The 19027-nt window shown below is 66.7% G+C and carries 20 protein-coding genes and 1 pseudogene; 8 read left to right on the forward strand and 13 right to left on the reverse strand.

Annotated features, from left to right (window positions below; all coding sequences use genetic code 11):
- Positions 1-24: 24 nt before the first annotated feature.
- From D5041_RS03300 to D5041_RS03325, 6 genes are all read right to left on the reverse strand, one after another.
- A complete protein-coding gene (locus D5041_RS03300; RefSeq protein WP_265258730.1) occupies positions 25-555 on the reverse strand; it encodes a disulfide bond formation protein B in 531 nt (176 codons plus the stop codon).
- 73 nt (positions 556-628) lie between these two features.
- A complete protein-coding gene (locus D5041_RS03305) occupies positions 629-1756 on the reverse strand; it encodes a sulfate/molybdate ABC transporter ATP-binding protein (protein ID WP_265258306.1) in 1128 nt (375 codons plus the stop codon).
- A gap of 16 nt (positions 1757-1772) precedes the next feature.
- Positions 1773-2654 (reverse strand): sulfate ABC transporter permease subunit CysW, encoded by an 882-nt coding sequence (gene cysW / locus D5041_RS03310; RefSeq protein WP_265258305.1) that lies wholly within the window; start codon positions 2652-2654, stop codon positions 1773-1775.
- Positions 2651-3517 carry a sulfate ABC transporter permease subunit CysT gene (gene cysT, locus D5041_RS03315; protein WP_010104822.1) on the reverse strand — a complete coding sequence of 289 codons (867 nt, stop codon included), beginning with the start codon at positions 3515-3517 and terminating at the stop codon, positions 2651-2653. The genes cysW and cysT overlap by 4 nt, the downstream gene beginning before the upstream one ends.
- A complete protein-coding gene (locus D5041_RS03320; protein WP_029554374.1) occupies positions 3514-4527 on the reverse strand; it encodes a sulfate ABC transporter substrate-binding protein in 1014 nt (337 codons plus the stop codon). Before D5041_RS03320 ends, cysT begins: the two co-directional genes overlap by 4 nt.
- An 85-nt stretch (positions 4528-4612) precedes the next feature.
- On the reverse strand, positions 4613-5674 hold the full coding sequence (locus D5041_RS03325; protein WP_265258303.1) for a GlxA family transcriptional regulator: 1062 nt from the start codon (positions 5672-5674) through the stop codon (positions 4613-4615).
- 171 nt (positions 5675-5845) lie between these two features.
- Between D5041_RS03325 and D5041_RS03330 the strand changes: the two genes are divergently transcribed.
- The 3 genes from D5041_RS03330 to D5041_RS03340 are packed head-to-tail and all read left to right on the forward strand — an operon-like array spanning position 5846 to position 8494.
- The gene (locus D5041_RS03330; RefSeq protein ID WP_010105639.1) at positions 5846-6952 is read left to right on the forward strand and encodes an S-(hydroxymethyl)glutathione dehydrogenase/class III alcohol dehydrogenase; all 1107 of its coding nucleotides are present in this window, start codon (positions 5846-5848) and stop codon (positions 6950-6952) included.
- Between the two features lie 12 nt (positions 6953-6964).
- Positions 6965-7861 carry an S-formylglutathione hydrolase gene (gene fghA / locus D5041_RS03335; RefSeq protein ID WP_010105638.1) on the forward strand — a complete coding sequence of 299 codons (897 nt, stop codon included), beginning with the start codon at positions 6965-6967 and terminating at the stop codon, positions 7859-7861.
- Positions 7862-7885: 24 nt separating this feature from the next.
- Complete coding sequence (locus D5041_RS03340; RefSeq protein ID WP_010105637.1) at positions 7886-8494, forward strand: glutathione S-transferase family protein; 609 nt, start codon at positions 7886-7888, stop codon at positions 8492-8494.
- Positions 8495-8761: 267 nt separating this feature from the next.
- Here D5041_RS03340 and D5041_RS03345 read toward each other — a convergent pair whose 3' ends face one another.
- Positions 8762-9235, reverse strand: a complete 474-nt coding sequence (locus D5041_RS03345; protein ID WP_010105636.1) for a GNAT family N-acetyltransferase — start codon at positions 9233-9235, stop codon at positions 8762-8764.
- 73 nt (positions 9236-9308) lie between these two features.
- Here D5041_RS03345 and D5041_RS03350 point away from each other — a divergent pair.
- Positions 9309-9557: pseudogene (locus D5041_RS03350) on the forward strand (RES domain-containing protein); the annotation flags it as partial.
- Between the two features lie 87 nt (positions 9558-9644).
- On the opposite strand, the gene D5041_RS03355 reads toward D5041_RS03350, so the two are convergent.
- The gene (locus D5041_RS03355) at positions 9645-9986 is read right to left on the reverse strand and encodes a hypothetical protein (protein WP_236610753.1); all 342 of its coding nucleotides are present in this window, start codon (positions 9984-9986) and stop codon (positions 9645-9647) included.
- A gap of 11 nt (positions 9987-9997) precedes the next feature.
- Complete coding sequence (locus D5041_RS03360; RefSeq protein WP_236610752.1) at positions 9998-10414, reverse strand: hypothetical protein; 417 nt, start codon at positions 10412-10414, stop codon at positions 9998-10000.
- A 924-nt stretch (positions 10415-11338) separates the two neighbouring features.
- On the opposite strand from D5041_RS03360, the gene flhD reads away from it, so the two are divergent.
- The 4 genes from flhD to D5041_RS03380 all read left to right on the forward strand — a co-directional run bounded on the left by flhD (position 11339) and on the right by D5041_RS03380 (position 14588).
- On the forward strand, positions 11339-11665 hold the full coding sequence (gene flhD, locus D5041_RS03365; protein WP_010105632.1) for a flagellar transcriptional regulator FlhD: 327 nt from the start codon (positions 11339-11341) through the stop codon (positions 11663-11665).
- Between the two features lie 27 nt (positions 11666-11692).
- Positions 11693-12244: a flagellar transcriptional regulator FlhC gene (gene flhC, locus D5041_RS03370; RefSeq protein WP_010105631.1), complete on the forward strand. Its 552-nt coding sequence runs from the start codon at positions 11693-11695 to the stop codon at positions 12242-12244.
- A gap of 135 nt (positions 12245-12379) precedes the next feature.
- Positions 12380-13612, forward strand: coding sequence for a type II secretion system inner membrane protein GspF (gspF, locus tag D5041_RS03375; protein ID WP_010105630.1), 1233 nt, complete (start codon positions 12380-12382; stop codon positions 13610-13612).
- A gap of 49 nt (positions 13613-13661) precedes the next feature.
- Entirely contained in the window at positions 13662-14588 is a 927-nt protein-coding gene (locus D5041_RS03380) for a 5'-nucleotidase (RefSeq protein ID WP_010105628.1), read from the forward strand.
- A 22-nt stretch (positions 14589-14610) separates the two neighbouring features.
- On the opposite strand, the gene xylB is transcribed toward D5041_RS03380, so the two are convergent.
- From xylB to D5041_RS03400, 4 genes are read right to left on the reverse strand one after another with little or no spacing between them, the layout of a single operon-like run.
- Positions 14611-16107, reverse strand: coding sequence for a xylulokinase (gene xylB, locus D5041_RS03385; RefSeq protein WP_265283877.1), 1497 nt, complete (start codon positions 16105-16107; stop codon positions 14611-14613).
- Between the two features lie 43 nt (positions 16108-16150).
- Positions 16151-17674 carry a glycerol kinase GlpK gene (gene glpK, locus D5041_RS03390; protein ID WP_265283878.1) on the reverse strand — a complete coding sequence of 508 codons (1524 nt, stop codon included), beginning with the start codon at positions 17672-17674 and terminating at the stop codon, positions 16151-16153.
- Positions 17616-17882, reverse strand: a complete 267-nt coding sequence (locus tag D5041_RS03395; protein ID WP_265283879.1) for a hypothetical protein — start codon at positions 17880-17882, stop codon at positions 17616-17618. The genes glpK and D5041_RS03395 overlap by 59 nt, the downstream gene beginning before the upstream one ends.
- An 11-nt stretch (positions 17883-17893) precedes the next feature.
- On the reverse strand, positions 17894-18946 hold the full coding sequence (locus tag D5041_RS03400; RefSeq protein ID WP_265283880.1) for a LysR family transcriptional regulator: 1053 nt from the start codon (positions 18944-18946) through the stop codon (positions 17894-17896).
- Positions 18947-19027: the final 81 nt, after the last annotated feature.

Consider the following 19027-nt stretch of genomic DNA (forward strand, 5'->3'; position numbering starts at 1 on the left):
TGGGGCGGCGCTTGCCCGCGCAGATCAGGCCGGCGACAGGTCGCGCCGCCCGGCGCCGCGCAGGCCGCGCACGAGCACGGTGAGCAGCAGCAGGCCAAGGCCCGTGAAGCAGAGGAACGACCAGTTGGCGATCGAGCCGCCGAGGAAGGTCCAGTCGATTGCCGTGCAGTCGCCCGAGCCGCGCAGGATCATGGGGATGGCGCGGCTGATGGGGAAGTTCTCGATCATTCCGTAGAAGTCGCGGCCGCAGCTCGCGGTCTCCGGGGGATTCCATTGCAACCAGCTTTGGCGCGCGGCCACAAAGGCGCCCAGGCCCGCGGTTGCAGCGGCCAGGCCGGCGAGCGGGAGCCACCAGCGCCGGCCCCCCCGGGCGCAGGCCAGGCCGGAGAAGATGGCGACGCCAATGAGCGCGTAGCGCTGCACGATGCACATCGGACAAGGCTCCAGGCCCACCCCGTACTGCAGATACATGCCAAACCCCAGCATGGCCACGCAGGCCGCGCTGACGCAGGCGAGCACCCTGCGGGGCGCGCGATCGATCCATTTCAACAGCATCATTTCTTGTCCTTGGAGTGGCGCACAAAATGGCTCCCGGCGTCTGCGCCGGGTCCCCGAGAGGAAGGGCGGCTCAGATGCCGGCAGCGGGGTCCAGAAAGACCCGGGCGCGGCGCGGTGTCACCACCAGCGTCTCGCCCTCCCGGAAACCCGCCTCCCTGAACTGCTGCGCGGGGATCTGCGCTTCGATCAAGGGGCCTTGCGGGGACGCATTTTCCGCCAGTTTGGGTTCGGTCGATGGAATCAGTTCCAGCCGGGCAATCGGCCCGACGACGATGGCCCGGCTGAGCCGCACCACGATTCCGCGCGGGCGGCCTTCGGCGTCCAGCCCGGCGCCCGGGCAATAGCGCTGCACGTCCAGGTCATGCGGGCGCACGTAGGCAAAGGCCGGGGCGTCCTGCGCCGTGCGGTGCTCGGGCGAGTCGAGTTGCATGCCGTCGAGCTGCACCAGCCCCTCGTGCGCCCGGCCGTGGAACAGGTTCACGTCGCCCAGGAAGCCGTAGACGAAGGGGCTCGCGGGATGCTCCCAGACCTCCTGCGGCGATCCGCTTTGCTCGATGCGGCCCTGGTTGATGACCACCACGCGGTCGGCCACTTCGAGCGCCTCTTCCTGATCGTGCGTGACGAAGATGCTGGTCACGTGCAGCTCGTCGTGCAGGCGGCGCAGCCAGCGGCGCAGTTCCTTGCGCACCTTGGCGTCGAGCGCGCCAAAGGGCTCGTCGAGCAGCAGCACCCGGGGTTCGACCGCGAGCGCGCGCGCCAGCGCGATGCGCTGGCGCTGGCCGCCCGAGAGCTGCGACGGATGGCGCTCGGCGAGCCAGTCGAGTTGCACCAGTTGGAGCAGCTCGGTCACCTTCTGCCGGATCTGTGCCTGGCTCGGGCGCTCGCTGCGGGGCTTGACGCGCAGGCCGAAGGCCACGTTCTCGAACACCGTCATGTGGCGAAACAGCGCGTAGTGCTGGAACACGAAGCCCACGTTGCGCTCGCGCGCGTGCACGCTGGTCGCGTCCTCGCCCGAGAAGTGGATCGTCCCGGTGTCGGCCGTCTCCAGCCCGGCAATGATGCGCAGCAGCGTGGTCTTGCCGCAGCCCGAGGGGCCGAGCAGCGCGATCAGCTCGCCCGGTGCGATGTCCAGACTCAGGTCGCGCAGCGCCTGGAAGCTGCCAAACCGCTTGCTGACGTTGCGGATTTCTATTCCCATGGTGTTTTCCGTTCCTTCAGCGGGGCCGCTCGGGGGGCAGTCCGGCAGCGGCCGTCTGCGTCTGCGCGGTGTAGTGTTCGGCCAGCGTCTTGATGAGCAGCGTGAGCAGCGCCAGCAAGGCCAGCAGCGATGCGGCCGCGAAGGCGGCGACGGACTGGTACTCGTTGTAGAGGATCTCCACGTGCAGCGGGAGGGTGTTGGTCTGCCCCCGGATATGGCCCGAGACCACCGACACCGCGCCGAACTCGCCCATGGCGCGCGCGTTGCACAGGATCACGCCGTAGAGCAGGCCCCAGCGGATGTTCGGCAGGGTCACGTGCCAGAAGGTCTGCCAGCCGGTGGCGCCCAGCACGATGGCGGCCTGCTCCTCCTCGTTGCCCTGGGCCTGCATCAGCGGGATCAGCTCGCGCGCGATGAACGGGAAGGTGACGAACACCGTCGCCAGCACGATTCCGGGAACGGCAAAGATGATCTGGACGTCGTGCGCCTGAAGCCAGGGACCGAGCCAGCCCTGCGCGCCGAACACCAGCACGTAGACCAGCCCGGCGACCACCGGCGAGACGGAGAACGGCAGATCCACCAGCGTGGTCAGAAAGGCCTTGCCCCGGAATTCGTATTTCGCAATGCACCAGGCGGCGGCCACGCCGAACACCAGGTTCAGCGGAACGGCGATGAGCGCCGTGATCAGCGTGAGCCGGATCGCCGACCAGGCGTCGGGCTCGCGCAGACCGGCGAGGTACGCGCCCAGGCCCTTGCGCAGCGCCTCGGCAAACACGGCGGCCAGCGGCAGCACCAGAAACAGCAGCATGAAGGCCAGCGCCGCGGCGATCAGCGTGCGGCGCACCCAGGGCGCCTCGGTCGTTCCCCGCGGGGCATGGAGGGGGGGGTGCCCGCTCATGCCGGGGCCCCCGCGCGGCGGCGCTGCCAGGCTTGCAGCGCATTGATGACGAGCAGCAGGAGGAAGGCGATGAGCAGCATCACCAGCGCCACGGCGGTGGCGCCCGCGTAGTCGTACTGCTCGAGCTTGCCGATGATGATCAGCGGCGTGATCTCGGACAGCATGGGCACGTTGCCGGCGATGAAGATCACCGAGCCGTATTCGCCCACGGCGCGCGCGAACGCCATGGCAAAACCGGTGAGCAGGGCCGGCGTGATCGACGGCAGGATGACCCGGGCAAAGGTCTGCCAGCGCGTGGCGCCCAGGCAGGCGGCGGCTTCTTCGAGTTCTTTTTCGGCGTCTTCGAGCACCGGCTGCACCGTGCGCACGACGAACGGCAGGCCGATGAAAATCAGCGCGACCACGATTCCCGCGGGTTTGAAGGCCAGCTCGATGCCCAGGGGCGCGAGGATCTGCCCGACCCAGCCGTTGCCCGCGAGCAGGGCCGTGAGCGAGATGCCGGCAACGGCCGTGGGCAGCGCGAACGGCAGGTCCACCAGCGCGTCCATGATCTTCTTGCCGGGAAACCGGTAGCGCACGAGCACCCAGGCGATCAGCAGGCCAAACACCAGATTCACCAGCGCGGCGAGGAACGAGGCGCCGAACGTGAGCCGGTACGACGCGAGCACGCGCGGCGCGCTGACCGCCGACCAGAACTGCTCCCAGCTGAGGCTGAAGGTTCTGAAGACCAGCGCCGACAGCGGGATCAGCACGATGGCGCTCAGATAGAACAGCGTATAGCCGAGCGTGAGGCCAAAACCGGGAAGTACCCGCCGGGCCGCGCGCCGGCCAGGCCGCGCGGCCACCGCACCCGCAGCGCTCATGGTTTGCCGGGGCCGCCGGGCTGGTAGAGCTTGTCGAAGTGGCCGCCGTCGTTGAAGTGCAGCTTCTGCGCCTCGGACAGCGAGCCAAAGTACTTGGCCACCGTGAACTGCCCGATCGGCTTGAAGGTGGCGGCGTATTTCTTGAGCATGGCCGGCGTGCGCGGGCGGATGGCGTGCCGGGCGGCGATCTCCTGCGCCTCGTCGGAATACAGGTAGTCCAGATACGCCTTGGCCAGCTGCGCCGTGCCCTTTTGCGCCACGGTGCGCTCGACGACGGCCACGGGGTTCTCGGCCACCACGCTCACCGAGGGGTAGACCGCGTCCACCTTGCCGGCGCCGAATTCACGCTCGATGGAAAGCACTTCGGACTCGAAGGTGATCAGCACGTCGCCCTGGTTGCGTTGCAGGAAGGTCGCGGTCGCGTCGCGCCCGCCCTTGGCGAGCACGGGAACGTTTTTGTAGAGCTTGCCCACGAACTCGGCCGCCTGCGCGTCGCTGCCGCCCTTCTCGCGCACCGCGCCCCATGCGGCGAGGTAGGCGTAGCGGCCATTGCCGCCCGTCTTGGGGTTGACCACGATGACCTGCACGCCGGGTTTGATCAGGTCGTCCCAGTCCCGGATGCCCTTGGGGTTGCCGTTGCGCACCAGGAACAACATGGTCGATGTGGTGGGCGATGCGTCGTACGGAAAGCGCCGGGCCCAGTCCTTGGCCACCACGCCCTTGTCGGCGAGGAACTGCACGTCGGTGCTGGTGTTCATGGTCACCACGTCGGCGGCCAGACCGTCGTTCACGGCGCGCGCCTGGGCGCTGGAGCCCGCGTGCGACTGGTCGATCTTCACCTCCTGGCCCGTGGTCTTGCGGTAGTGGGCCACGAAGGCCGCGTTGTAGTCCTTGTAGAACTCGCGCGCCACGTCGTAGGAGACGTTGAGCAATGCGTTCTGCGCCGTCGCCACACCGCTGGCGGCCAGGGCCAGGGCGACCAGAAGGGTCTTGGGGTTCAAGGATGTCATGCGTGCGGCGCCCGAGAAATGCTGAAAACCGCGCATTGTGCGCGGCGCTGCTTAAAACTCAAAAGAATATATTCTTGTTAAACAATCAGATATTGGAATATGGAAGCGGGCGGCCGGCAACGCCGCTGCGCGCGGGCGCCTGCTGCGCGGCCCCGCCCGCGCCGCCGAAGCGCGCGCGGTACTCGTGCGGCGTGACGCCAAGGTGCTTGAGGAACAGCCTGCGCATCGGCTGCTCCGACCCCAGGCCGATGCGCGCGGCGATCGACTTCAGCGGCAGATCGCCGTCCTCGAGCAGGCGCCGCGCGGCCTCCAGGCGCGCGCGCTCGACGAAGGCCAGCGGGCTGTTGCCGACCTCCTTGCAGAACACGCGCCGGAAGTTGCGTTCGCTCATGGCCGCGCGCCGTGCCATGTCCGCCAGACCGAGCGACTCGTCCAGATGACAAAGAATCCAGTCCTGCACCCTGCGGACCCCGGGGTGGCTGGTATTTTGGCTCGCCAAGTGCACGCTGAACTGCGACTGCCCGCCCGGCCGTTTCAGGTACACGACCAGATCCCGCGCGACTTCCAGCGCCAGGCCGCGCCCGAAATCCTCCTCGACCAGCGCCAGCGCCAGGTCGATTCCCGCAGTCACTCCGGCCGACGTCCAGAGCCGACCGGCGCGCAGATAAATCGCGTCCGCCTCGACCTGCACCCCGGGAAAACGGGCCTGCATCAGCGGGGCGACGCTCCAGTGCGTGGTGGCGCGCTGGCCGTCGAGCAGGCCCGCGGCGGCGAGGAAGAAACTGCCCGAGCACAGCGCCACGAGCCGCTCGATGCGCGGCGCGGCGGCGCGCACCCAGTGCAGCAGCGCCGGATTGTCTTCGAGCGCCGCCTCGATCGCCCGTGCGCCCACGATGAGCGCGATGTCGGGCAGCAGCGCCGCGTCCAGGCCGCGGGTCGCGACCAGCGACATCAGCATGTCCGAAGGCACTGCGCCGGCGGCCGTTGATACCACCGCGACGTCGTAGCCCCGGGGCTGCTTTTGCCGCGCGAGGTGGATGTTGGCGTATTCGAAAACGCTCATCGTGCCGATGGCCTCCAGGGCCTTGAAACCCGGATAGACCACGATGTCGACGCGGCGTGCTCGGGACGCGGAAAGCGGTGCCATGGACAGGGCCCTTTCATATCGGACGGGGCGGGGTGACGTGATTCGGCCAAATTGGTGCGCTGTGCGGCCAAGTTGCCCGGCGCCCGTCGGTGCGCTGTGGCAGCGGCGCGCACGCGCTTTCACAATCCGTTCGGCACAGCACACTATAGAAGAGGCTTCAAGGAGACAAGCATGAAGACGAAGGCCGCAGTCGCCTGGAAATCCGCCGCCCCCCTGAGCATAGAAACCGTGGACCTCGACGGCCCGAAGTTCGGCGAGGTGTTGGTCGAGATCAAGGCCACAGGCATTTGCCACACCGACTACTACACCCTCTCGGGCGCCGACCCGGAAGGCATTTTCCCGGCAATCCTCGGCCACGAAGGCGCGGGAATCGTGGTCGACGTCGGGCCCGGCGTGAGTTCGCTCAAAAAGGGCGACCACGTGATCCCGCTCTACACGCCCGAATGCCGGCAGTGCAAGTTCTGCCTCTCGCGCAAGACGAATCTCTGCCAGCTGATCCGCGGCACCCAGGGCAAGGGCCTGATGCCCGACGCCACCAGCCGCTTCAGCCAGGGCGGCAAGCCCCTGTTTCACTACATGGGCACCTCCACCTTCAGCAACTACACGGTGGCGCCCGAGATCTCGATGGCGAAGATCCGCGAGGACGCGCCCTTCGACAAGGTCTGCTACATCGGCTGCGGCGTGACCACCGGAATCGGCGCGGTGATCTTCACCGCCAAGGTCGAGGCCGGCGCGAACGTGGTGGTCTTCGGTCTTGGCGGAATCGGGCTGAACGTGATCCAGGGCGCCAGGATGGTGGGCGCGGACAAGATCATCGGCGTGGACGTCAACCCCGGGCGCGAGGCGATGGCGCGCCGCTTCGGCATGACGCATTTCCTCAACCCCAAGGAGCAGGAGAACATCGTTGACGCGATCGTGCAGCTGACCGACGGCGGCGCCGACTACAGCTTCGAGTGCATAGGCAACACCCAGGTGATGCGCCAGGCGCTGGAATGCACGCACAAGGGCTGGGGCCGCAGCGTCATCATCGGCGTGGCGCCGGCCGGCGCGGAGATCAGCACCCGCCCCTTCCAGCTGGTCACGGGCCGCAAATGGGAAGGCTCGGCCTTCGGCGGCGCGCGCGGGCGCACCGACGTGCCGAAGATCGTCGATTGGTACATGGAAAAGAAAATCAACATCGACGACCTGATCACCCACACCATGCCGCTCGCGGACATCAACCAGGGCTTCGATCTGATGCGGCGCGGCGAATCGATCCGCGGGGTCGTGCTGTACTGAGGGCGAGCCAAATTGCAAATCCTTTCCGAACACCGCTGCTTTGGCGGCGCGCAGCGCTTTTATGAACATGACTCGGGCCAGACGGGCCTGCGCATGCGCTTTTCCGTGTTCCTGCCGCCGCAGGCCGCGGCCGGCGACGTGCCCGCCCTGCTCTACCTCTCGGGCCTGACCTGCAACGAAGAGACCTTTGCGATCAAGGCCGGCGCGCAGCGGCTGGCGGCAGAGCTCGGGCTGGCGCTCATTGCGCCCGACACCAGCCCGCGCGCAGCGAATGTCGAGGGGGAAAGCGCGAGCTGGGACTTCGGCGTGGGCGCAGGCTTCTACCTGGACGCAACGCAGGCGCCTTGGGCGCGGTTCTGGCGCATGGAAAGCTACATCGTCGAAGAGCTCCTGGCGCTCGTTGGCGCGCAGCTGCCCATCAGCTTGCAGCGCCTGGGAATCTTCGGCCACTCGATGGGCGGACACGGCGCGCTGACGCTCGCGCTGCGGCATCCGGGACGCTTCCAATCGGTCTCGGCCTTCGCCCCCATCTGCGCGCCGACGCAATGCCCGTGGGGGCGCAAGGCGTTTGCCGGCTACCTCGGCAGCGACCCCGCGGCCTGGGCGCAGCACGACGCCAGCCTGTTGATGGAGCGGCAGACGGCGCCGCCCTGGCCGCAGGGCGTGCTGCTCGACCAGGGCCTGGACGACAAATTTCTGACCGAGCAGTTGCAGCCCGAGTTGTTTCGCGCAGCCTGCGCCCAGGTGGGCCAGCCGCTGGAACTGCGCATGCACCCAGGCTACGACCATGGCTACTTCTTCATCCAGAGTTTCATCGCCGACCACCTGATGCACCACAGCCGGATTCTTGCGCGCCTGCCCGCAGACGAGCCAGGCAAGCCAGATAAGCGTTCCCCGCCAACCATTTGATCATTCAACCCCAAGGAGACACAGATGCCAAAACTCTACGACTGCGACATTTCCGGAAGCTGCTACAAGATCCGCCTCTTCATGAGCATCCTGGGCGTCGCCTACGACGCCGTTCCCGTGGACTTCGTGAAAAAGGAACACAAGTCCGCGCGCTACCTGGCGCTCAATCCGTTTGGCGAAATTCCGATCTTTGAAGACGGCGACCTGCGCCTGCGCGATGCACAAGCCATCCTCGTGTACCTGGCGCGCAAGTACGACAAGTCCGACACCTGGTTCCCGAACGACGCCGCGGCGCAGGGCAAGATCGCGCAATGGCTTTCGACCGGCGGCGGCGAGGTCATGAACGCCGCGGGCGCGCGGCTCGTGAAGGTGCTGAACTACCCGCTGGACCTGGCAAAACTGCACGCCGGGGCGAACCGGGTTTTCAAGATCATGGACGACCACCTGGCCGACCGGGAATTCCTGGAACTCGGCCATGCGACCATAGGCGACATCGCCTGCATGCCCTACACGGCGCTGGCTGGCGAAGGGGGAATCGACCTTGCGCCCTACAGGAACGTGCTGTCCTGGATCGAACGCATCAAGCGCCTCCCGGGCTTCATTCCCATGCCCGGCATTGCCACCGCGTCCTGACGCAAAACCGGACGGACGCACAGGGGTGTGCGATGGAAACGGAGCGGATAGGCCTCGTTCCCGTTAACGGGGGGGGGCCGCTGCCGATCATGCGCACCCTGGATTGCCGGCGGGAGATGCGCCAATCCCCTTGGCCAAGTCGGGCAACTATGCGGCGTCAGATTGCCAATGGGGCGCGATGCCGAAAGTTTGAAAAACCGTCTTGGTAGAGATGGGATAGCGTTCGAAGCCGAGCATTGCAATCTGCCCGAACCGGACTCGAATCGTTTATGTGGAGGTTGGCACTTCGCTCGGGGTATCGAGGCGTTGGTGATAAGTGATATACACCTCTTCGCGCTCGTAGCCCAGTGATTCATACAGGTTCTGCGCGATCTTATTGGTCGTGGCGGTATCGAGCGTCAAACGTTGCGCACCGTCCCGGGTGAAGTGCTTGGTGATGTAATTCATCAAATACCGGGCATGGCCATTCCGTCTTGCGGATTTGACGACGTACAGATCCGATAAATAATAGTAGGTACGCAGCATCAGCGAACAAACCGCCGGGTACAACTGGGAAAATCCCGTCGGGGTACCGTTGTCATCGAGCAGCAAAAAAATTTTGGACCGTTGCTGCTTTAGATTTTTCTCGATAAAAGCGCGCGAAGCCGGTAGATCACTCGCTTGTTCATAAAAAATTCGATAATCATTAAACAGCTCTGCAATGATATCCAGTTGTGCTTCTGTGCAGGGAATGACTTGCATTTTCTTTCTTTTCTGAAAAGAGGTTAATTGACTTGGCCGATTTCAATCTGGATGCCGTTCACGTTGGGGAAGAAGAATCCATGGCAGCGATTACACCGACACCCATGCTGTGGCGGCGGGCGCTCAGGATCGGGGCGTGCAGTGGCTGTCCTGCGAATCCGTGAGGGCACCGGCCGCGCACTGCGCCGTGGTGTTTGATCCGGATGGCCTCAGAGAGTCCCCAGAGGGACTTGAACAGACAATGCAGACGTGGCATTGCAAGGCGACGCGAAGCGGTGTGATGTTTACACGGGGGCGTGAAAGCTACGACTGGGCGTTTTAAGCAGAACTTCGCCCGGATGGTCGTGCGATCTTTGCCCACGTGAATGGACTGCCGAGTCGGGTGGTTCCGAGTTCAGTCGCAGCGTCATCAACACTTGCCCGCGGCCTTCAAGAGCGCGTTGCATGAGGCGTCGGTCGTTGCTTGTTGACCGGCCTTGCCAAGCTCGGTACACATCGCGTCAGACACCGGGAACGAAGCGCCCAAGCCAGTGACGTAGCAGCTGTATCGCCTTCCGGTGTTGGTTTTGACGGTGTATCTGGTCCTTATGCCATCGTTCCTGTGGTCGGATATGGTGAACGAGCCCTCGTCCAAGCCAAGAGCATGTGCGGTGTTCTGCTCGATCGCGTCGGTCGCTGCGAAGCCGGTGGACAGCAGCGCAGCCACAGAGATCATTGCGAGTGTTGCCCGCCGTGGGAGTAGGTAGTTCATGGGTTCTTTCTTCATTTCTTGCCAAGCTCGGTACACATCGCGTCAGACACCGTGAACGAAGCGCCCAAGCCGGTGACGTAGCAACTGTATCGCTTTCCGGTGTTGGTTTTGACGGTGTATCTGGTCCTTACGCCATCGTTCCTGCGGTTGGATATGGTGAACGAGCCCTTGTCCAAGCCAAGAGCATGTGCGGTGTTCTGCTCGATTGCGCGGGTCGATGCGAAGCCGGTGGACAACAGCGCAGCCACCGAGATCATTGCGAGTGTTGCCCGCCTTGGGAGTCGGTAATTCATGGGTTCTTTCTTCATCAAGAGAGTTTTCTGGATGGTCTGCAAGCAACCTGGCATGCAGGTGGCGTTGCTTTCGGGGCCGGTATGGCCGTTGTTGCCCAAGCTCGGTACGCATCGCGCGTCAGGCGTGACAATCATGCGGGTGACGCAGCAACCGTATCGTTTCGGACATTTCGATGATACCTCAGTTTAACGGGTCGAAAGGGGGCCCCAACCGGCGTAGCGGGCCGGAGGGGGTAGGCAGGCCAGAGTCGGCTGGCTCGCGCCTGCGCCCACTGCGAGTGCCTCCCAAGTGCAGGCCGTCCATTTGTCTTCCCGGATGCCGTCATCCAGGGGTTGCCGGGTCTCCAGCCCAGTGTGTTGCCCGCTACACACAGGGACTCCTGATTTATGCAACAACGCCCAACATGGCGCTCCCCGTACATACAGTCTCGGCACGGGTCAGCTTCAGATCGGAGCTCCGCTTGCTTTGAAGGGGATTTCACGTTAGCTTTCATGGTTGAAAAAGTACTTGCTACGGGTGATGGTGAATGGAAATCGTTAAATTCGCATCCATCTCTTTATATTTCTTGGTGAGCAGAACTTTATATTATTCTGCAGTCGGAATTGTTGCTTCTCTTGACGTCAAGATTCCAAGAGATGTTATAATTTTGTATTCTTCTCTTGTGGTATACGGGTGTTTTGTGCCATTTGTGTTGTTCTTGGTTTTTTTAATGAAACTGTTTCGTTGGAAGTGGAGTACCACAGGATTCGTTGTGGCACTCTATTTTTTATACTTCAAACTCGTGATATTAGGATTTGCGGAGGCCAAGTCCAGCTGGGTGCTTTTGGTCGTTTGAAAAATCCGGCGCCGCCGCAGGCGTTGCCGGAATGGGGCGGCGCTTGGGCTCGCTTGTAGGGCAGATTCCTACTCGGCGCGGCGCAAAACCAGACAAGCGACAGCGCCAAACCCTGACTCAATTTTCGAGCGCGGCCGTTTCACAATCTCTGGCAGCGGAGCACGCGAAACCTGCAGCCAGCAGGCGACGCAAGACGCGCAACCGGAAAACCCAAGGAGCGGCCATGACCCACGAACAACTTTTCGCCGAAATCCGCGAAGCCAACCTCGGCTATCTGATGCTGGCACAGACGCTGATCCGCGAGGACAAGGCCGAAGCGGTTTTCCGCCTCGGAATGAACGAAGAATCGGCCGATATCCTGGCCTCGCTGTCCGCGGCGCAAATCATGGCGCTGGCGTCGAGAAACACGCTTCTTTGCAGCTTCCGGGTTGACGACCAACTGGTCTGGAGCCTGCTCACCAACCACCCGACGAAGAAGGCGGGCAGTGCCGCCGCGAACACGCTGCACGCCAACATCCTGATGGCCGGCCGCGTGTCGGAAGTGCTCTGAGAACCCCTGCGCCCACGAAAGCCTGCCATGTCCACACCCGCCAAATCCCCCGTGAAGAGCATTCTCGACGAGTCCCGGCAGATCGAGCGCGCCGCGATGCTGATCCGCATGGGCGCCCGCATGCAGCTGCTGGAGTCGGAAACCACGCTGTCGTATGAACGCCTGATCCGCCTGTACAAGGAAATCGCCGGCAGGTCGCCGTCCAAGGGTCAGCTGCCTTTTTCGACCGACTGGTTCCTGACCTGGCAGGAGAACGTCCACAGTTCGCTGCTTCTGGGAATCCACGAGTACCTGTCCAAGGCCATGGCGCTGGACGCCGCGGAACTGCTGGTCAAGGCCTACCGCCTGTACGCCGAACAGGTGGGCACGGCCGGGGTCGATCCCCTGCTGTCCTTTACCCGCGCATGGCGCTTGGTGAAGTTCATCGACGCCGGCATGCTGACCCGCACCCGGTGCGCACGCTGCGGCGGCCAGTTCGTGACCGCGCCATACGAGAGCCGCCACTTCATCTGCGGCCTGTGCAACCCGCCCGCCCGCGCCGGCAAGAGCAAGACCGCCGGCGCGCTGATGCTGCATTGAGCTGCCGAACGCAGCCTGCGGGAGCGCGCCCATGGCGCTGCTGCGTGTCGGCGGTCGGCAGCGGCTACCATCGCGGGCTGCCGTGCACGTCTTGCGCGGCCCGTGTGACCTCCCCGACCGCCCGATCGCCCTTGCATGCCTGCTTTCTCCTTTGAAGCCCTGGACGCCCAGGGCCAGACCCGCAAGGGCCTCATGGAGGCCGATACGGCCCGGGCCGCGCGCAGCCTGCTGCGGGCCCAGGCCCTGGTGCCGCTGCAGGTCGAACGGGTGCAGGCCAGCCAGTCGCCCGACGGCCGCCCGATCAGCCTGGGTCAGCGCTTGTTCACCCGGCCCGTGTTCAGCGCCACCGCGCTGGCGATCTGGACGCGCCAGATTGCCGGGCTGGTGTCCTCGGGCCTGCCGCTGGAGCGGGCACTCACCGCCCTGGCGGAGGAGGCCGACGAGGAGCGCCAGCGCCTGCTCGTGGCCGAGCTGCGCGCCGAAGTCAACGCCGGCGCCACGTTCGCCAGAGCGCTGGCGCAGCACCCGCGCGAGTTTTCCGACATCTACTGCGCCGTGATCGGCGCGGGCGAACACAGCGGCAGCCTGGGCCTGGTGCTGGAACGCCTGGCCGACGACCTCGAGGAGCGCCAGGCGCTCAAGGCCAAGCTCGTGGGCGCAGCGCTCTACCCCGCCATCGTGACCCTGGTGGCGATCGTGATCGTGCTGTTCCTGGTCGGCTACGTCGTGCCCCAGGTGGCGAGTGTGTTCGCGGGCACCCGGCGGGCGCTGCCGTTTCTCACGCAGGCGATGCTGGGAATCAGCGCCTTCGTGCGCAGCTATGGGTGGACCCTGCTGATGGTCTGCGGTTTGGCCGCTTTCGGCGCGCGCTGGGCGCTCAGCGTGGAGTCGGTGCGCGAAAGGTTTGACGCGGCCTGGCTGAAGTTGCCGCTGATCGGCCGGGTGGCCCGCGGCTACAACGCGGCCCGGTTTGCCGGCACCCTGGCCATGCTCGCGGGCGCGGGCGTGCCCATTCTCAAAGCCCTGCAGGCGGCCGCCGAAACGTTGAACAACCGCGCGCTGCGGGCCGACGCGCTGGACGCGCTGGTGCTGGTGCGCGAAGGTGCGCCCCTGGCCTCGGCGCTGGCGCAGAAAAAGCGCTTTCCGGGCCTGCTGCCGATGTTTGCCCGCCTGGGCGAGCAGACCGGCCAACTGCCCGTGATGCTGCAGCGGGCGGCGCGGCAGCTGTCCGCCGAGGTGCAGCGGCGCGCAATGCACCTGGCCACGCTCCTCGAGCCGCTGCTCATCGTGACCATGGGCCTGGTCGTGATGCTGATCGTGCTGGCCGTGCTGATGCCCATCATCCAGCTCAACCAGTTCGTCAAGTAAAAGAAATGGCGCCCACTGCCCCCGCTGCGGCGATTTCAGGGAGCCCCCCATGGCCGTGACCCTTGACGGCAAGCTCGTGGTCGCGATCTCCTCGCGCGCGCTGTTCGACTTTGAGGAAGAGAACCGCGTTTTCGAGCATGGCGACGACCGCGCCTACGTGGAACTGCAGCGCCAGCGGCTGGACGTGCCCGCCGCCCCCGGGGTGGCGTTCTCGCTGGTGCGCAAGCTGCTCGCGTTCAATGCCTCGGGAGCGCAGCGGGTGGAGGTGGTGGTGTTGTCGCGCAACGACCCGGTCAGCGGAATGCGCGTTTTTCGTTCGTGTGCCGCGCATGGCCTGCCCATGGTGCAGCGCGGCGTGTTCACGCAGGGGCGCGATCCGTTTCGCTACCTGCGGCCGTTGGGCGCGCAGCTGTTCCTGTCGGCGAATGTGGCCGACGTGCGCGAGGCCCTGCACCTGGGCTACCCCGCCGCGCGGGTGCTGACGGAGTCGGTGCAGGCCGGTGACTCCAACCCGCAGGAAGTGCGCATCGCCTTTGACGGCGACGCCGTGCTGTTCTCCGACGAAGCCGAGCGCGTGTACCAGGCCGGAGGGCTGGACGCCTTTCAGCAGCACGAGACCGACAAGGCCGCGCTGCCGCTGCCGGACGGCCCGTTCAAGCCCCTGCTCGCCGCGTTGCACCGCTTGCAGTCGGCGGGCGCAGCCAGTGGCAGCGCAATGCGCATCCGCACCGCCCTGGTCACGGCGCGCAGCGCGCCCGCGCACGAGCGCGCGATCCGCACACTGATGAGCTGGGACATCGCGCTCGACGAGGCCATGTTCCTCGGCGGTCTGCCCAAGGGCGAGTTTCTGCGCGAGTTCGAGCCGGACTTTTTCTTTGACGACCAGACGGGCCATGTCGTGTCCGCCGCGCGCCACGTGCCCGCAGGCCACGTGGACGGCGGCGTCGCCAACCTCCCGCGGCCGGCGGGAGCTTGAGGCCCGCCCCGGCGCCGGCGCCTCAGGCCGTGCCCGGCGCAGGCGCACGGAACTGCGATTGCAGCGCCGGATAGAGCGCCACGAAGCGCGCGTAGCGCTCGGCCAGCAGCGCCTGCTGCGCGGCCTGCGGGGTGAAGCGGGCGTCGGCGGGCAGCGGCTGGCACCACTGCGCCTCGTCCCCGCCGCAGGCCATGGCCGCGAGCCGCGCGGCGCCCAGCGCGGCCGCGGCGTGCGCGCCCTGCGGGCGTTGCAGGGGGCAGCCCAGGGCACTGGCGAGCAGCTGCGCCCAGGGGTCGCTGCGCGCGCCGCCGCCGACCAGGGCCAGCGCGGTGTCGGCGTCGGCGTCCCCCGTGCCGGCCTCGCGTATGGCGTTGAGCCCGTCGAGCAGACCAAAGCCCACGCCCTCCATCACGGCGTAGGCCAGGTCGGTCGCGTCGTGCCCGGGGCGCAGGCCCATGAAGACGCCGCTGGCCGCGGGGTCGTTGTGCGGCGTGCGCTCGCCGCTGAGGTAGGGCAGAAACAGCGGTGCCTGCGCCTGCCGCGTCTGCGCCATGGCGCCCACGGCGGCGGACCGTTGCGCCTCGTCGCCCGGGCCCGTGAGGCGCGTCACCCAGCCGAATGCGCTGGCGGCGCTGAGCATCACCGCCATCTGGTGCCAGCGCTGCGGCAGCGCGTGGGCAAAGGCATGCACGGCGCGTTCGGTCGCGGGGGCGAAGGACTGCGTCACGCGGAACACCACGCCCGAGGTGCCCAGCGACACAAAGCCCTGGCCGGCCGTGCGCGCGCCCACGCCCACGGCGCTGGCGGCGTTGTCGCCGGCGCCCGCGGCGAGCAGCACGCCGTCGGGCAGGCCCCAGCGGCGCGCGACGTCGTCGCGCAGCACGCCGGCGCGCGCGCTGCCCTCGACCAGCGCGGGCATGTGCGCGCGCTCCAGCCCGCAGGCCTGCAGCAGGGGGTCGCTCCAGGCGCGCGCGCCCACGTCGAGCCACAGCGTTCCCGAGGCGTCGGACATGTCGCTCACGGCCTGGCCCGTGAGCTGCAAGCGCAGCCAGTCCTTGGGCAGCAGCACGCGGCGGATTTGCGCAAACAGCGCCGGTTCATGCGTGCGCAGCCACAGCAGCTTGGGCGCGGTAAAGCCCGGCATGGCGCGGTTGCCGGTGATCTGTCGCGCCGCAGGAACGGCGCGCTCCAGGGCGGCGCATTCGGCGGCCGCGCGGCCGTCGTTCCAGAGGATCGCCGGGCGCAGCACCTGCTCCTGCGCACCGAGCAGCACGGCGCCGTGCATCTGGCCCGACAGGCCGATGCCGCGTATCTGGCGCCACGCGGCCGGGGCCTGCGCGCGCAGCTGCGCCACGGCGCGCTCGAGCGCGGCCAGCCAGTCGGCGGGGTGCTGTTCGCTCCAGGTCGGCTGCGGGCGGTGCTGCGCCAGGGCGGCGTCGGCCGTGGATTGCGGCTGCTGCCGTTCGTCCAGCAGCAGGAGCTTGACGCCGGAGCTACCCAAATCGATTCCGAGGTACATGGTCGTTCCTTCAGCGGGGTTGTCCAGCGCATCCTATGGCGTATTACGCCGTGGTCTGGCGCACGGCCCGCTCCCAGTTGGCCATCAGCTCCTGCGCGCGGGCGCTGTCCAGGCTGGGCTCGAAGCGGCGCTCGGCGCGCCACAGCTGCGCGATCTCGTGCGTGCTGCGGTACACGCCGCTGGACAGGCCCGCCAGGTAGGCGGCGCCCAGCGCGGTGGTCTCGATCACCGCGGGGCGCAGCACCGGGATGCCCAGCAGGTCGGCCTGGAACTGCATCAGCAGGTCGTTCGCGCAGGCGCCGCCGTCCACGCGCAGTTCATGCACCGGGGCGGCGCCTGCGGCTGCGGCGTCGCGGCCCATGGCCTGCAGCAGCGCGGCGCTCTGGTAGGCGATGCTCTCGAGCGCTGCGCGCGCAATATGGGCCAGCGTGCTGCCGCGCGTCAGGCCCGTGATGGTGCCGCGCGCGTCGGGCTTCCAGTACGGGGCGCCCAGGCCGGTGAAGGCCGGAACCAGCAGCACGCCGCCCGCGTCGGGAACGCTGCGCGCCAGGGCCTCGACCTCGCCGCTATGGGCGATGGCGCGCAGGCCGTCGCGCAGCCACTGCACCACGGCGCCAGCGACGAAGACGCTGCCCTCCAGTGCGTAGGCCCGCTCCGACGCAGTCGGCCCGGCGCCAGCGACGGGCGTGGGCGCGATCTGCGCCGCGCTGGTGGTCAGCAGGCCGTTCTGGCTGGTCTGGAATCGGGCGCCCAGGTGCATGAGCATGAAGCAGCCCGTGCCATAGGTGTTCTTGGTCATTCCCGCGCCAAAGCAGGCTTGGCCGAACAGCGCGCTTTGCTGGTCGCCTGCGACGCCGCCGATGCGGATGCCGTGGCCCAGCAGGTCGGGCGCGGTGTCGCCAAAGTGCGCGCTCGACGGCAGGACCTCGGGCAGCAGCGACCGGGGGATGCGCAGCAGGGCCAGCAGCGCGTCGTCCCAGCGGTTCTCGTGCACGTCGAACAGCATGCTGCGCGCGGCGTTGCTCACGTCGGTCGCGTGCAGCTGGCCGTGGGTGAGATTCCACATCAGCCAGCTGTCCACGGTGCCAAAAGCCAGCTCGCCGCGTTCGGCCTGCGCGCGCGCGCCGGGAACATGGTCGAGCAGCCATTGCAGCTTGCTGCCCGAGAAGTACGCGTCGATCAGCAGGCCCGTTCTCGCCTGGATCGCGGCGCCGTGGCCCTGCGCACGCAGCTGCGCGCACGCGGGCTCGGAGCGCCGGTCCTGCCAGACGATGGCGTGGTGCACGGGCTGGCCGGTCTTGCGGTTCCACAGCACGGTGGTTTCGCGCTGGTTCGTGATGCCCACGGCGCGCACGGCGCTGGCGGCGATTCCCGCCTGGTGCAGCGCAGCGCGCGCCGTGGCCAGCTGGGTGCGCCAAATCTCCAGCGGGTCGTGCTCCACCCAGCCGGGCCGGGGATAGATTTGCGTCAGCTCCAGCTGCGCCTGCGCGACGCTGCGGCCCTGTTCGTCAAAGACGATGCTGCGGGAGCTGGAAGTGCCTTGGTCGAGCGCGAGCAGATAGGTCATGGGGGCGGGCAGGGAGTGGATGAGAGCGCATGCAAACGCGGGCGGGGGTGGCTGGCAGATTTTCCAGATGCCAGTCCGTATCGCTGACGATGAATGCCTCATCAGTCAACGAAGGACGGATCTCTTCAGGAATGATCCGGCCCAGGTGCGGGATCGAGATCAGGACTGGAACAGTGCCGGCATGGAGGTCGAAGACGGGAACGGTCATGGGGGCCTTTTTCAGGAAGATACAGGAGGAGCGTCGTTGGCTTGCAGCCGCACCACGATGGAGTCGGAGGACAGATGGGGCATAGCCTTGTGCAGGGCCGGCAGCAGTTCGCGCCGCATGGACTGGTGCGTGAGGTTCACGATTTCGTCGGCCGTCCGCGTCCATTCCGCGTCGCGGCACAGCAGGTGGAAGTCCCGGTATCCGAGCCGGGCGGCGGGTAGCGTCAGCACCTGCACTTGATCCAGCCAGGCGCGCGACTGCCATAGGCACAGCGGTGTGCTGATGGCCCAGCCCAGCCCCGCTGCCACCATGCTGAGCAGCGGGTCCGTGGCGTCGAACGCGAAGCGCTGAGGCATTTCCAGCCCCAGGTGCCGCAGAAAGCGCTCGACCTGCTGGCCGATCACCGAACGCGTGGTGTAGCGGACCAGCGGCAGCGCGCCGGCGCGCTCCTTCAGGTCGCGCAGGTGGGTGATCGGGTCGAGCGGGCGCCCCGGCGCAAAGACGGCCACCCAGGATTCAGAGAACAGCAGGCGGTGCGAGACCCGCGCATCCGTGGGCAGCTCGGTGCAGACGGCCAGATCCAGGTCGCGGGCCAGAAGCTGGGCATTCAGGCCCGGCGTGAGGCCGGACCACAGCTGCAGCTGACGCGCGGACGCCGACAGCGCACGGATGAGCGATGGTCCCACCGTCGCAGCGAATGAATCCACGCAGCCGAGACGGATCTGCGCGTGATCCTGGCGGACGCTCTGGCGCAGGCGGTCCGCGATGGTGCGCGCATCTGCCAGCAGGCCGTTGGCCATCTCCAGCAGCAGCTCCCCTGCGCGGGTGGCGCGTGCCGGCCGCACCTCGCGATCAAGCAACTGCACGCCGTACGCCGATTCGAGCACCTTGATGGTCTGGCTGATGGCACTCTGGCTCACGCCCAGCCGCTGGGCCGCAGCGGCCATCGAGCCCGACGCACAGACGGTCACGAAGGTATCGAGCGCGTGGAGGTCAGGCAGTGCGTGTGCACGCCGCACCGGCGGGCCACCGGCTTGCAGAGATGCAGGGGCCTTGCGGATCATGGTGGATGGATGTTCCTCTTGAAAGGTCCGCGGAACCGAACCTGAAATAAAACAGATATTGATCTTTATATTTACTTCAGT

The sequence above is a fragment of the Verminephrobacter aporrectodeae subsp. tuberculatae genome (assembly GCF_026127385.1).
Taxonomy (GTDB): domain Bacteria; phylum Pseudomonadota; class Gammaproteobacteria; order Burkholderiales; family Burkholderiaceae_C; genus Acidovorax; species Acidovorax aporrectodeae.